Source organism: Bacteroidota bacterium (genome assembly GCA_016194975.1).
Classification (GTDB): Bacteria; Bacteroidota; Bacteroidia; order Palsa-965; family Palsa-965.
This window is the reverse complement of sequence record JACQAM010000009.1, coordinates 124,880-139,034: the sequence shown is the minus strand read 5'-3', so window position 1 is coordinate 139,034 and position 14,155 is coordinate 124,880. Positions and strand designations below refer to the sequence as shown.

The following is a 14,155-nucleotide window of genomic DNA, read 5'->3' as shown; positions in this document are numbered from 1 at the left end:
TTAGTTCTGCCGCCCGGCAGGACGACTTAAGAAGAGCAGCGCTTTTGGGGTTAAGCGTTGCTCTTCGCTTTTTAAACCAATTTTTTTCCTTTTCTTTTTTTCGGTGATGCAATTGTAAATTGTTTGTATTTGTTTTTTGCCCAATTGTGCGGCCTCACAAGTTCTGTTCCGAGTAATTCCCAGCGGTGTGGCTTATTCTTCTCCATCAATAGCAGGATATAATGATACGCTTGCACAGAAGGAGAATGGAATGAGAATCCTTCTTTCGCAAGTTCCTGCATGAGTTTGCAGATCGTCCTGTCGCGGATGGTGAGCATTTTGTTATTCCGGTTCCGCTCAATGAATTTCGATGTGCTTTCCACCATCGCCATCGCTTCATCCGGATGCCCGCGTTCAATCATGGTCATGATGCGCAGGTATCGCAAATTGAGTTCCCATCCGAGTTTGTCTTTCATGATCACATATTTCTGACTGACGATGCGGGAACATTCTTTGAATTCACCGAGCATAAAATGACAACATGCTTTTGTGTAAACAAGAATATCCCGCCTGAAGTCTCCCATTACCCGGGTTCCTTTATTTATGAGTTCATCGATCAGGTCTTTTGCTTCCCGGTATTTTCCCAACTGGAAAATATAATTGATCTCGCTTCGCTTACTCACTACAACATTCATGGAAGATTCTGAAAAATATTTTCTTGAATTCCTGAGCTGTTCCAGAGCCAATTCATAATTACCAAGCAACGCCTGGAATTCGGCCATCTGGCTGTACCATGTACCAATGCGGAATTTTCTTCCAACCACTTTATCATTTTTCAACCACTCTAATGTTCCCTCCAACAATGCGAGTCCCTCTTTGAACTGATTCCGCTGGTGAAACAAAGCGAGTTCGAAATAATAAATAGTGAACAGAATATTTTTTGTTTTGAATTTTGTATAACCGGATCTCAGCGATTTCAGCGTGTTCTCCATATAAGATTCCATCTGTTCAGGATCTGCATTCGGATTGAATACATCGTAACTGTTTAATTCAATGAGCAGGTCATTCGCTTTCTGATTGGCCATTTTTGCCTCTTCATAGAATTCGATCTCCGAACCAATTTTTTTATAATATTCAAATCCTTCCTTCATTCCGCCCAACCATTTCTTGATATATAACGCGTCGAGAAGAATGGAAAATAATTCATATCGCTTCGATGTGCTGATCACTTCCCGCAGGATAGTCGCGCCAACCGTAACGCGAAGCGGAGTGTAGCGCAACAATTCGTGAAGGATCATTTTCTTCCGCAAATGGATCTGGATCGGATGCATCTCATCTTCGTAACCGAATCTTGAAATGTTGATGTCGATGAGCAGTGAATCCAGCACACGCGCAAAAACACGGTTCTTGATCCGGATAATTCTTGAATCTGTTTGTGAATTGTACAAGTGAAGGGAACATTCTTCGAGGGTGGGACACTCTTCCCGCGCCAGAACATATTCAGAGAGTTCCCAATACTTCGTCTTCTCATTGCGCATACTGAAAGAAGTGAGAAATTTTTTCGTCACTTTTTTTTGTATGGGTGAGAGTGATTTGAGAAGCTTAAATAGGTTCTCCATAAAAATGATGGATTAAATATAACGAATGTCCAAGATAAACGGTAATGTCTGCCTGTTCCTGACTATTATTATAGAGGTTTGCTAAAATTATTTTAATCGCAAAACTTAAAACCACCTCTCATGAAAAACAAATTCCTACTCCTCGCAGCTGCCGTACTTCTTTCTCTTTCTCCTGTTCTTGCAGGAACGAATACGGCGCCCAAAAAGTCAGCTTCTATTGACAACACCACTAGCTATTGTGGCGTAACAGCGCAACAGATATACGATTACATGCTTTCACATGGAATTACCATTAAGTCCATCGAGACGATCCCAGGAAGCTGCAACGTGTATGTGTATGATGTGAACAATATAAAATACATCGTTTACATCAGCAATGGCGTGATCACAGGTTACGATGTTGTTAACGGATAAAAAAATGAATTGATCTGCTTAATCTGTTGTTTGTTTTACAAATAATTTTTTGAATGGATACAGCTTGTTTTTATTAAAGCAACACTTTTTTATTCGCCTTTCTTTCAAATTTCAGGAAAATTAGCTGAACGAATGTCCTGAAATAGCACCGGTCGTAACGGCCGGTGCTTTATTTTTTCCTAAACTTTTCCATCCATTTTCTTCTTTCCGATTTTGATTTACCTTCATCGCCTGAAACAAAATCACTGCTTATGTCTTCCAAACCCAGTTTCCGCCAGCGTTTTCGTTATTCATTTGAGAATACCATTGCCAAGGGCCCGATAGCTATCATCGGCTGGCTCGCTGTACTCTCTGTACTCATTGTGATCATTGCCGCGATCATCATTGTGATCGCACATCTTTGTGCCGATTCAAACAATCCGGGAACTAAACCAGGGTTTGCCGAATCCATGTGGCAGAGTCTGATGCGCACAATGGATTCCGGAAATCTTGCGAATGATGGAAACAGTCTTGAATATACACGAGTCGAAAAGTGGGGCGTACGCGGACTGATGCTGGTGGTAACAATCGGCGGAATTTTCATTCTCAGTACACTCATTGGTACCATCACTTCCGGATTGGAAAGCACCATTGAAGAATTGCGCAAAGGAAGATCGAAGGTCCTTGAGAACAGGCACACGCTGATCCTCGGATGGTCGCCAAAAATTTTCACGATCATTTCTGAATTGCTGATCGCTAATGAAAATCAGAAAAAACCGCGCATCGTTATTCTCGCTGATAAAGACAAAGTGGAAATGGAAGATGAGATCCGTTCTAAATTTCCTTCCACAAAAAACACCAAGATCATTTGCCGCACAGGAAGTCCGCTTGATCTTGATGATCTTGAAGTGGCGAGTCCGCATGATGCAAGATCAGTAATCATTCTTTCGCCGGAAGATGTGGGCAACCCCGACACGTACGTGATCAAATCTATTCTTGCACTTACCAATAATCCGAATCGTAAAAAAGATCCTTATCACATTGTTGCTGAATTGCGCAATGAAAAAAATATGGAAGCAGCGGAATTGGTTGGTGGGAATGAAGCATCGATCATGCTTTCGGGCGACATCATTGCGCGTGTCACTGCGCAAACCTGCCGCCAGTCGGGATTAAGTGTAGTGTACACCGAACTCATGGATTTTGATGGCGCGGAAATTTATTTTAAAGACGAAGCGACATTGACAGGAAAAACCTATCGCGAGGTGATCAGCGCATTTGAAGATTCTGCCGTAATGGGAATGATGCGTGCGAATGGAGAATTACTGATCAATCCGCCAATGGATACCAAATTTGCAAAAGGAGACCAGGTGATTGCCATTACGGAAGATGACGATACACTTGTTGTTGGAAAAACTTTGCCGCCGAAAGCCGACACGTCGGTGATCAGCATTGGCGAAAGAGAAAAACCAGGAAAGGAAAGAACGCTTATTCTGGGGTGGAATGAAAAAGGATCTGCGATCATCAGCGAACTCGATAATTATGTTGCGCAGGGTTCAGATGTGATGGTGGTATCGTCAGACAATTCTTCGGAAGAAGACACTAAGGAGATCAAAAAAAATCTGCAGCGTCAGAATCTTGTTTACCGCCACGCAAATATCACAGAGAAAGCCGTTATTCAGTCGCTGGATATTCCTTCTTACAACCACATCATTCTTCTTTGCTATAACGACATGGATGTGCAGGAAGCAGATGCGCAAGTGCTGATCACGCTGCTTCACCTGCGGAATATTTCGGAAGCAGGGGGAAAAGAATTTTCAATTGTTTCTGAAATGCGCGACGTACGTAACCGCGCGCTCGCAGAAGTGGCGAAAGCAGATGATTTTATCGTGAGTGATAAACTGATCAGTCTTTTGCTTTCCCAGATCTCGGAGAACAAACGTCTCGAAGCTGTTTTCAAAGATCTGTTCCGTTCAGAAGGTTCAGAAATTTATCTTAAGCCGGCGAAAGAATATGTGCAGATGGGCAAGCCCATGAATTTTTATACCATTCTCGAAGCAGCATCGCAACGGGGAGAAACTGCTATCGGTTATCGCATCACCGCACAATCTTCTGATCCGGCAAAAGCGTATGGTGTGAAAGTGAATCCGTCGAAATCAGAAATGATCACTTTCTCTCCAGCCGACAAGATCATTGTTCTTGCTGAGGATTAGAATTTTTGAACTTTATTTGTTTTATAAATTAGTTATCATGCGGAAATGAAATGATTTCAATAGCGACATCATCTACAGATGCTTTATTCTTTATCAATTCTAATGCTACATAATAACCAATCTTCATTTACCTTCACACTATGGATTATTATGTTTACATAAAAACACTGCACGTCATTTTTGTAGTTACGTGGTTCGCTGCATTATTTTACATGCCGCGTTTACTCATCTATCATGTAGAAGCTGATGCAAAACAGGAACCGGAGAGAACAATTCTCAGCACACAATTCAAACTCATGCAGAAAAGATTGTGGTATGCTATCGGCTGGCCTTCGATGCTGCTCGCCACTATTTTCGGTATGTGGATGTTCGGTTTAAATCCCGGTTTGCTCAAGGAAGGATGGTTCATTCTCAAATTATCTTTCGTCGCAGGATTACTTCTTTATCATTTTCAAACTCATTTTATTTTCGCAATGCAACAGAAAGATGTTTTTAAATGGTCGTCGTTCAATTTAAGATTGTGGAATGAAGTTGCGACCATTTTTCTTTTTGCGATCATGTTTCTCGTGATCCCGAAAAAAAATTCCGACTGGGTGTGGGTCACACTTGGCCTGCTTGTGCTCACCGCGATCCTGCTGGCAAGCGTTGCGATCTACAAAATAAACAGGGACAAGAAGGAGAAGGCAGGAGGCAAGCAATAAGCAGGAGGCAGTGCGGAGAAAATTATTTTTTCAATATCCAGACTCCCGGCAGATCTTTATTCACCGTTGAAAGAAATTGTTCCGCTTCCGTTTTTGAGTCGAATGAAGCGATGCCGATGTGGGTGAGTTTGCTTGACAAGCGTTCAACTATTTCCGGTTTGAATCCTTTTTTCTCCAGCACCCGCAGATATTTTGTCACATTTTCCGGAACAGCAAACGCACCTGCTATTACATAATATTTTTTTTCGCCCCAGGATGAACTATTTTTCAAATGAAGATCATTCATTTTCGCCACCATTGTGGAATCGGGAACAACTTTGTGAATGTCAACGATAATATCCGGCGCGTTATCTGCAAGATTGATGTGCGCAATTCCATTTGCATCGGGAACAAGATCTCCTTCATCTTTCCCGGGAAGATTGCGCGAAATTTTTTCCGGGTTGTACAATGAATACTTTTTATTTCCGAACCAGCTGAATCCGGCAAGAGCATTTGTCTTCACAGAAGTAAACCATAATCCCGCAATTAGTAATGGCAGCAGTATAGCGACAGTCACCAGGGCGGCACGAGTGCGCCGGGGGCGCGTTGCAATTGCTTTTTCGGTGATCGTTTTTTTCTCTTCCGGAACAACACGATCGATGCGCTCAATTGGTTTCCTCCGATCAGGAATTACATCCGTTATTACAGGCAACGAACGGAAAGAGGTCAATCCGAATGAACCGATGAAGTAATTTACTTCCGTGGTCGCTTCGAAAGAAATATTTCCTTCCACATCACCCGAGATCATTCCGAGATGATGCAATTCTACGCGCTCATTATTTTTTATTCTGCGTGCAAGATCTTCAGAAAAATAACGGATGGCATTCATCGCTTCATCAAAACTGCATCCATTCTCATTCACGATCGTTTGGGCAAGCAGTCCATCGTTCTGCCGGAGATGCTTATTGAAAACGATCTGCTTAGAAGGAGGAGTGAAGGTATGTTCAGTTGGATTTACTTTCGCTGAAGAATAATTGGAAACAAAAGCGCCGAAGCCGGGCACAACAACACAATCGTGTTTAAAAAGCAATTCACTGATGTAATGCGGAATATTCACTTCGGATTTGTCCTAAGCGTCAAAATTAGTCAAACACCGCCCGAAATAAATTTTGTTTTTTCAACGAAATATCAACGGTTTCAGAATAAGGGAATTATAATATTGCTAATGGGCTAATGAGGTGATCTGCTAATGTTCAGAATAATTCATTAACTCATCACCCATAACCCCTCACTTTATTATCTCAAAAAATCCTTTGTAATTCTTTTTCGTGTCCTGCACCGAGAGAATGTAATAATACGTTCCATCAGAATATTTACTTCCGTCCCAGTCATTCGCATAATTATTCTTCGAATACAACAACACTCCCCAGCGATCATAAATATCGAGGTGATTGCTTGCATAGTATTCGAGATACTTGAATTGCAAATGATCATTGATGCCATCTCCATTCGGCGTAACCACATTCACCGCTTCTACTTCTGCAGGTATCACATCTACATCCTGGCAAATAGTATCGAGACAAGTCTGACTGGTTTCAACAATGAGGCAAACCGTGTGTGTGCCCGGATGCGTGTACGTGTGCACAGGATTCTGCGATGTTCCCAACAAAGTGGTATCGCCGAAATCCCAGAACCAGGCGAATGGTGTGCCCGAATAATAATTCGACTGATCAATAAAATTTCCAGCAACCCCCGCGATAAAAGGTTGCGGCGCAAAAGTAAATGCAGCACTCGGATCCGGAGCAATCACAAGCACAGGATGAATGGTATCGGAATAACAACCATTGAGCGTGGCGTATGCTGTGTAATTCGTAGTAGAATCCGTAGTGGAATTATTTATTGCATTGCCTGAAATATTTCCGTTGCCGGTATCCACAACAGTCGTCCATGTAAAAGCTGAACCATTTAAACAACTTGTCAATGCAATATTGTATGGTGTGCCCGAACAAACTGTTTCCGGATCTGGCGATGCTGTAATATCCGGCGTTGGTTTTATTGTTAGATATCTTCCCACAAGCCCGGTCACTGTATTCCCACACGCATCAGTGATCACCGGTGGTGAAACGAAAAGCGAAGTAGATGTATCACAGAAAACAGGACAATTCGGAATATGAAATGTGAGCGATTGAATAGTGGTTGCAAAACTGCAACCGACCGGCGTTCCCACCACAACAGGTCCGCTTAGCCATGGATGCGTGACAGTAAATGGTGGCACTCCGTATTTGAAATATGCTGTTCCTGTGAATGTACAATTACGCGAACAGACTCCCGCCGCCTGCACACTGAATCCGTTTCCGAATTTTTCCACCGTGTGTCCAACAACGAATGCCTGGAATGGCCACAGTGTTGTAAATGGATCATGCCGGATGTAAGTGGTGTTGCAACCTGCACCCGGTTGTGTTCGCTGCAAATGCATGCGCAAATAAAAAGTACTCTGCGAACAGGATTGCGGGAAACAACACATCAGCGGAGAACGCATGTTGAATGTATCGAGGTAGGCAGTTCCCGGAAGATTGCCGCCGTTTGCAATTGGAATAGTAAAAACCTGCGAGATGTTACAAACAGTACTGAACCACATTGCACCATCAGCCATGATCGCCGTCGTAAATGGATCAGCATAAAAACTGGAAGTGACCACGAGGCCGGTCACAGATATTTGTCCGGGAAGGGTAACAAGAATACTATCGGAATTATAAGCGGGCGCCAGGCAGGAAGGCATGTATCCGCCAACCCACAACGCTGTTGGCCCCGTAATGAGCGGATCAATCGTAACAGGATATGTTCTTGAAGGATCATTGAGCCAGGAAGCAGGAATACTAATTTCAAGGATCGTTTTTCCGTTCTCAATTTCTGTTTTGTAAGTGCCGAGCGTCCATTGGTGATTCGCATCGTACACAATGGGCAAATGCAATGTTGCATTCACATTTTTTTCTGCATCCACCAGGATCATGTCGCCTTTCCATCCATCATTTTCTTTCCGCCCATAGGTAACATCATTCTGCAGATTCATTCCATGCGGAATATTCAGCTCTTCACTAACCGAGAAATCCGTGGTGGAAATATTCAGAGGTTGTGTTATAACATAACTGTACTTTACCGCATTTTCGTGCATTTCTACGATCCTGTTCACGCCCGGAACAACATTATTCATCAAGCAGCGATTATCTTCTACTGAAATATTCCCGGAGAAATTCCAGGTACCATTCACCTTACAATTATTCCCGAATGAAAATAATTCTCCGTTCAATGTGGAAAGCGCCATGCTACCATCCGAATAAAAATAAACAGGATGCGGCTGATCTGTTGCACTCCATCCGCCATTTTCCATTGGAGAAAGTGTGCTGTTAATGGGAACCAGATCTCCGTTCTCCCTGTAATAATTGATCGGCCGCTCGCAGGTGTGCACGATCACGCGCCCGTCGGGCGTAATGTATGTGCTGGAATTTAATTTTCTTTCAGTGACCACTTCCTGCCATTGATCGCGATCAGCAAGAAGAGCACGGGAAGAAGTTGAATCTTTTTCAGAGGTTTGCAGGGGAGCATTCAGTCCGGCAGGAAAATATTGTTGTGCAGATAATACCGGTGTGATCAGCAAAGGGAAAAGCAACTTCATCAATTGCCGGATGAAATTCATGGGTAAGGATTTTAAGGGCGTTTGCGAAATTAAAATTAGGAAATTTTCGCTTACAAATGCAGGAGTTCAGGCGATGCTTTTCTTCGAAAATTTCCACAAAAAGAAAAATGAGCCGGCGCCGAGCAGCATTGTCACCGCAACAACCATCATTGGCATTTCCCAATCGTGAACCGCTTTGGAATGCTGGTTGCCATATTCGATAAGAATGGAAGTGGCGTTGAAAAAAAAGTGCATCAGCACATTCGTTCGTAAGGAGCCGGTCCACAGAAACGCATAACCAAGAATGAGCCCGGCAAGAAAGATCGATAAAAATCCTGCGGGATTGAAATGAATGAATGCAAAGAAAAGCGCCGTAACGAAAACAGAAATATTTTTTTTCTTCGTCCACTCGATCATCACCTGCTGAATACAGCCACGGAAAAAAAGTTCCTCGCACACCGCAGGCACCAGCCCGCTCACGAGGATCACGATAAAAAGATTTCCCGCATCAGGCATGCTCTCCATCCAGTCGCTCGCCTGCTGCCCCGTTTCCTGCATTATTTTCAGATCGGGATTCATCAGTTTCATCTCCACGTATTGGGCGATCGCATCAAGGCCGGGAATGATGAGTATCATCACAAGAATTCCGATGAGAAGAATTCTAAGATCCACTTTCACACCATGGCGGAAAAAAGAAAAACGTTCCATCGGAAAAATATTCGCATAAACCATTGCAGGGATCATGAAAAATAAAATTTCTGAAATCACTTGCCCTGTTCTCGCATAACTCAGCGGGTAACCATCGGAAGGAGAAGTTGCGCCCAACCACGCAAGACTATTCGCATTTGCAAAAAGCTGGAACAATCCCACGCAGGCAAAATTCAGAACGATGAGCAGCCACAAACGCATGCCCGGACTGAATGAAATTACTGGTCGTGGTGGTGGATTATTCTGATCCAATGAAGTGGCGCTTTATGAGTAAATTTGCGCTAAGGTAAGGGCTACCGGCCGATTATTCCGAAGTAAAATATTTCTCTGCACTTACGAAGGGTTATGATCTCCATTGGCAAAATAACACTCCCCGATTTTCCGCTCCTCCTCGCACCGATGGAAGATGTGAGCGATCCGCCGTTTCGTTTTGTTTGTAAACAGCATGGCGCCGATCTCATGTACACCGAATTTATTTCTTCCGAAGGACTCATCCGCGATGCGATCAAGAGCAGAAAAAAATTAGACATCTTCGATTACGAACGCCCGGTGGGAATACAAATTTTCGGTGGTGATGAAGAAGCAATGGCGATGTCGGCAAGAATTGTGGAAACCGTTCAGCCCGATCTTGTGGATATAAATTTCGGTTGCCCTGTGAAAAAAGTTGTTTGTAAAGGCGCCGGTGCAGCAGTGCTGAAAAATATCGATCTCATGGTGCGCCTCACGAAAGCTGTTGTGAATTCCACTTCGCTTCCTGTCACAGTGAAAACACGATTGGGCTGGGATAATAATTCAAAAAATATTCTTGAAGTTGCTTTGCGTATGCAGGACGCGGGTGTGAAGGCGCTCGCTATACACGGGCGTACGCGCACGCAACTTTACAAAGGCCCGGCCGACTGGACACTCATTGGCGAAGTGAAAAATGATCCGCGCATAGCAATTCCCATTTTCGGAAATGGTGATGTGGATTCGCCGGAGAAAGCGCTCGAGATGAAAAATAAATTCGGGGTCGATGGTGTGATGATCGGCCGCGCGAGCGTGGGACATCCGTGGATCTTCAACCAGATAAAATATTTTCTTAAAACAGGAAAACAGCTGCCTCCTCCTTCCATCGAAGACCGCGTGAATGTGTGCAGGACTCATTTGGAAAAATCGGTGGAATGGAAAGGCGAGCGTCTTGGTATTATTGAAATGCGCCGCCACTATGCAAATTATTTCAAAGGCCTTCCCGATTTCAAAGAAGTGCGCACTCAATTGGTGACGGAAGATTCACTGCAACGATTAAATGAAATGCTGGACGCAGTAAAAGAAAAATTTTCACGGGTTGTGATTTTTTGATCAGCCGTTCAACGTTCCCTTTATCACCTGATGAATTAATGCCATGCAAAAATTCAAAGCATTACTCGCCACCTTCTGCATCTTTCTCGGTTTGTTCGCCGTGCTTTTTTTTCGTTTCTATCGCGGCCACATCATCCCCTATCCTCTGCTGTGGTTGCTGATCAGCGGATTTTTTTCATTAGCGGGATTTATCCTGCTTCTTTCGGTCAAAAAAAATACCGATAAGAAAAAAGCGGATGATCTTTTCACCGTTATCAGCCGGATAAAAAAAGAAGGGGAAAAAATTCCGGTGAACCTGCGCGAGTGCGAAGTGAAAAGTAATTCCTGGGTGGAGACGGTCGATAAAAATCAAAACCGGTCTGACGCTGTCGATCTCGCGCTCATTGCCATTGGCGGTACCGGCGCGCTCATCAGTTCTGCATTGCGCAATTCCAATTCAGAAAAAGAAATAAGCCGTCAGCAATCGGTGATCATTTTCAAACACAATAACGAGATCTTCCGCAGCCCGGTGATGGATCGGGAAGAGATCACGTTGAAAATGCTCATTGACATTCACGAAAAAACTTTTATCTACCGCGACCGTAAGGATCGCCGGAAATATTATTTCGATCTGGAATTTCTTGATAAAAAGTAGAAGGAGAATGATCAGTTTGTGAATGAAATTTTTTTGGAGCGCACCGCTTTCACTTCGAATTTTCTGTGTGCCCGTCCGTGTCCCGCCAGAGCGGGGACGTGGCCGGGGCTATGCGTATTCACTTCATCACCTTTAATTTTCTCCTGTGTCTTCCTGTGAACTTTGTGGCTGGTTTTTCCCCACGGAAGAATTCAATTTTGAATTTTTGAATTTCCAGAAGGAAAACTAGTTAATGAACAACTTCTTCAATTCAGTCGCATCTTCCGGTTTCATTTTTCCAGCGAGGATCAACGCCAGTTGCCTTCTGCGCAACGCTCCTTCATACCTTTCTTTTTCCTGCTCTGTTTCCGGCACCACAGGAGGAACCGGCAATGGTTGCCCGTTCTGATCAACGGCAACAAACGTGTAGATCGCTTCATTGCTTTTCACGCGCTCACCCGAAACGGGATCTTCCACAAAAACATCAATGAAAACTTCCATCGAAGAATTGAACGAACGCGAAACTTTTGCTTCCAGCGTAACAATACTCGCATACGCTATCGCCGAATGAAATGAAACATGATTCACCGTTGCAGTCACCACCACCCTGCGGCAATGGCGGTGTGCGGAGATCGCTGCTATCACATCCATCCACTCGAGCAGCCGCCCACCGAATAAATTATTCAGGTTGTTCGTGTCGTTCGGCAAAACATGATGCGTTGCCACAGCAAGTGATTCTTTGGGAGCTTTTGGTTTCATAGTGTAAATGTAGAATGGAGAATGGAGGGAGAAGTAATGAGATTTGTTTTTTTTCTCACAATTATTAACGCACATACGTTGAAATACTGCTCCTCTCCAAACTCCCCCCTCCTCCCTCCTGACTATATTTGTCCCAATGAAAAATCTATTCGGTGTCCTCCAATACGTGCGTGGTTACTGGCGTTACGGCATCGGCAATATTATTTCGAATATTCTCTCGGTCGTTTTCGGTGTGTTCACACTGGCCATGATACTTCCTTTCCTGGATCTTCTCATTTATAAATCCAATGCAGAATACAGTTCCATCCTTGCACAGGGAAAACCTAAGCTTGGACTTTCTGTGGATTCGCTGACCAAATATTTTAATTATGAATTCAGCGGGATCATTCTTGAAAAAGGAAAAATGCACGCGCTCGTTCTCATTTGTATTTCCGTGGTCATCGTTTTTTTCTTCAAAGCTTTTTTCCGTTATCTCGGCATGTTTTTCCTCGCGCCTATCCGCAATGGCGTTGTGAAAGATCTGCGTAATTCCGTTTACCTGAAATCGCTCGACCTTCCGCTCTCCTATTATTCCAACGAACGCAAAGGCGATATCATGTCGCGCATTACGAGCGATGTGCAGGAAGTGGAATGGAGCGTGATGAGTTCACTCGAGATGATCTTCCGCGACCCGGTGAACATTATTATTCTTCTCGGCGTTCTTATTTATGTAAGCCCCGGGCTCACACTTATTGCATTTATTCTTCTTCCTCTGGGCGCCGCACTTATTTCCATTGTCGGAAGAAGCCTGAAAAGATCTTCTTCGCGTGCGAAAGAACAACTCGGCTTGCTGTTTTCCATTATGGAAGAAACGCTCGGCGGGTTGCGCATCATCAAAGGATTCAATGCGGAGAAAAAAATGGATGAAAAATTTGCTCACGTTAATCAACAATACACGAAGCAAATGGTTCACACGTACCGTAAAGTCGATCTCGCTTCACCGATGAGTGAATTTCTCAGCTCTGCGATTATGATGGTGCTCGTTTATTTCGGCGGAAAACTTGTATTGGGCAATGAAGCATCGCTCGACGGAAAAACATTTATTTTTTATATCCTCACTTTTTCTCAACTCATCACTCCTGCAAAAACGCTGACCGGCGCCTATTCCAATATTCAGAAAGGATTAGCATCCATCGACCGCATCAATAAAATATTGCACGCCGAAGTTGCCCTTCGCGATAAAGAAAATCCGAAGCCACTTGAAAATTTTAAAAATGAAATTCATTACCGGAATGTTTCTTTCGCCTACGTGCGCGGCGACGAAGGTTATGCGTTGAAAAATATAGAACTAAAAATTCCAAAAGGAAAAACGGTAGCGCTCGTCGGTCAATCCGGCTCGGGAAAAACAACACTTGCTGATCTGCTCCCGCGATTTTACGAACCTTCATCAGGGCAGGTACTCATTGATGGAACCGATACGCGCGAGGTGCGCACGAAAGACCTGCGCGCGCTCATGGGAATTGTTTCGCAGGAATCTATTTTATTCAACGACACTGTTCACAACAACATTTCTTTCGGAGTTGAAAATGCAACACGCGAAGAAGTGATTGCTGCGGCGAAAGTTGCGAACGCGCACGATTTCATTATGGAAATGCCGGATGGCTATGACACCAACATAGGTGATCGCGGAAATAAAATGTCGGGCGGACAACGCCAGCGCATTTCTATTGCAAGAGCCGTGCTGAAAAATCCTCCGATACTTATTCTCGATGAAGCAACATCAGCGCTCGACACGAGCAGCGAAAGATTGGTGCAGGATGCGTTGAATCGGCTTCTCCAAAACAGGACTTCAATTATTATTGCGCATCGGCTGAGCACTATTCAGCACGCAGACGAAATTATTGTTTTACAAAAAGGAGAGATCATTGAACGCGGCACACATACCGAATTGCTGGAGAAAAAAGGTGTGTATAAAAACCTTTACGATCTGCAGGTATTCAATTAGGGAGAATTACAGATAATACAGATATACAAATTGTGCGTTGGTCATCGCGAGTGAAGCAAGTCGGTTTTGAGCGAGGGTCAAGCGTGATGATCTGTGTTATCTGAAATCCCCCCTGAATAAGTAAGACTTTTCACTGAATGATTACCGGAATAGAACACGTTTCCTACCTTTGCTTTACAACAATCAGAAAAAAAATCAA

The 14,155-nt window shown here is 43.8% G+C and carries 11 protein-coding genes; 6 read left to right on the top strand and 5 right to left on the bottom strand.

Annotation, left to right across the window (positions count from 1 at the left end):
• Positions 1-71: 71 nt before the first annotated feature.
• Positions 72-1,547: a hypothetical protein gene (locus HY064_08360; protein MBI3510663.1), complete on the bottom strand. Its 1,476-nt coding sequence runs from the start codon at positions 1,545-1,547 to the stop codon at positions 72-74.
• Between the two features lie 171 nt (positions 1,548-1,718).
• On the opposite strand from HY064_08360, the gene HY064_08355 reads away from it, so the two are divergent.
• The 3 genes from HY064_08355 to HY064_08345 all read left to right on the top strand — a co-directional run bounded on the left by HY064_08355 (position 1,719) and on the right by HY064_08345 (position 4,902).
• A complete protein-coding gene (locus HY064_08355) occupies positions 1,719-2,012 on the top strand; it encodes a hypothetical protein (protein MBI3510662.1) in 294 nt (97 codons plus the stop codon).
• Positions 2,013-2,263: 251 nt separating this feature from the next.
• Positions 2,264-4,201, top strand: coding sequence for an NAD-binding protein (locus tag HY064_08350; GenBank protein ID MBI3510661.1), 1,938 nt, complete (start codon positions 2,264-2,266; stop codon positions 4,199-4,201).
• Positions 4,202-4,341: 140 nt separating this feature from the next.
• Positions 4,342-4,902, top strand: coding sequence for a CopD family protein (locus tag HY064_08345; GenBank protein MBI3510660.1), 561 nt, complete (start codon positions 4,342-4,344; stop codon positions 4,900-4,902).
• A 22-nt stretch (positions 4,903-4,924) separates the two neighbouring features.
• Here the strand turns inward: HY064_08345 and HY064_08340 are convergent, their stop codons facing one another.
• The 3 genes from HY064_08340 to HY064_08330 all read right to left on the bottom strand — a co-directional run bounded on the left by HY064_08340 (position 4,925) and on the right by HY064_08330 (position 9,463).
• Complete coding sequence (locus tag HY064_08340) at positions 4,925-5,998, bottom strand: HU-CCDC81 and SPOR domain-containing protein (GenBank protein MBI3510659.1); 1,074 nt, start codon at positions 5,996-5,998, stop codon at positions 4,925-4,927.
• Between the two features lie 171 nt (positions 5,999-6,169).
• Entirely contained in the window at positions 6,170-8,575 is a 2,406-nt protein-coding gene (locus HY064_08335; protein MBI3510658.1) for a gliding motility-associated C-terminal domain-containing protein, read from the bottom strand.
• 66 nt (positions 8,576-8,641) lie between these two features.
• Positions 8,642-9,463 carry a CPBP family intramembrane metalloprotease gene (locus HY064_08330; protein MBI3510657.1) on the bottom strand — a complete coding sequence of 274 codons (822 nt, stop codon included), beginning with the start codon at positions 9,461-9,463 and terminating at the stop codon, positions 8,642-8,644.
• Between the two features lie 144 nt (positions 9,464-9,607).
• Here HY064_08330 and dusB point away from each other — a divergent pair, with 144 nt between their 5' ends.
• Both dusB and HY064_08320 read left to right on the top strand, forming a co-directional pair.
• Complete coding sequence (dusB, locus tag HY064_08325; GenBank protein MBI3510656.1) at positions 9,608-10,600, top strand: tRNA dihydrouridine synthase DusB; 993 nt, start codon at positions 9,608-9,610, stop codon at positions 10,598-10,600.
• Between the two features lie 43 nt (positions 10,601-10,643).
• Positions 10,644-11,234 carry a TM2 domain-containing protein gene (locus HY064_08320; GenBank protein ID MBI3510655.1) on the top strand — a complete coding sequence of 197 codons (591 nt, stop codon included), beginning with the start codon at positions 10,644-10,646 and terminating at the stop codon, positions 11,232-11,234.
• Between the two features lie 225 nt (positions 11,235-11,459).
• Here HY064_08320 and HY064_08315 read toward each other — a convergent pair whose 3' ends face one another.
• Positions 11,460-11,972 carry an acyl-CoA thioesterase gene (locus tag HY064_08315; GenBank protein MBI3510654.1) on the bottom strand — a complete coding sequence of 171 codons (513 nt, stop codon included), beginning with the start codon at positions 11,970-11,972 and terminating at the stop codon, positions 11,460-11,462.
• A 136-nt stretch (positions 11,973-12,108) separates the two neighbouring features.
• Between HY064_08315 and HY064_08310 the strand changes: the two genes are divergently transcribed.
• Complete coding sequence (locus HY064_08310; GenBank protein MBI3510653.1) at positions 12,109-13,956, top strand: ABC transporter ATP-binding protein; 1,848 nt, start codon at positions 12,109-12,111, stop codon at positions 13,954-13,956.
• Positions 13,957-14,155: the final 199 nt, after the last annotated feature.

Coding starts and splice junctions, on each gene's coding strand:
- dusB (MBI3510656.1), top strand. CDS start 9,608: ATGATCTCCATTGGCAAAATAACACTCCCCGATTTTCCGCTCCTCCTC.
- HY064_08330 (MBI3510657.1), bottom strand. CDS start 9,463: ATGCGTTTGTGGCTGCTCATCGTTCTGAATTTTGCCTGCGTGGGATTG.
- HY064_08350 (MBI3510661.1), top strand. CDS start 2,264: ATGTCTTCCAAACCCAGTTTCCGCCAGCGTTTTCGTTATTCATTTGAG.
- HY064_08310 (MBI3510653.1), top strand. CDS start 12,109: ATGAAAAATCTATTCGGTGTCCTCCAATACGTGCGTGGTTACTGGCGT.
- HY064_08345 (MBI3510660.1), top strand. CDS start 4,342: ATGGATTATTATGTTTACATAAAAACACTGCACGTCATTTTTGTAGTT.
- HY064_08315 (MBI3510654.1), bottom strand. CDS start 11,972: ATGAAACCAAAAGCTCCCAAAGAATCACTTGCTGTGGCAACGCATCAT.
- HY064_08320 (MBI3510655.1), top strand. CDS start 10,644: ATGCAAAAATTCAAAGCATTACTCGCCACCTTCTGCATCTTTCTCGGT.
- HY064_08335 (MBI3510658.1), bottom strand. CDS start 8,575: ATGAATTTCATCCGGCAATTGATGAAGTTGCTTTTCCCTTTGCTGATC.
- HY064_08355 (MBI3510662.1), top strand. CDS start 1,719: ATGAAAAACAAATTCCTACTCCTCGCAGCTGCCGTACTTCTTTCTCTT.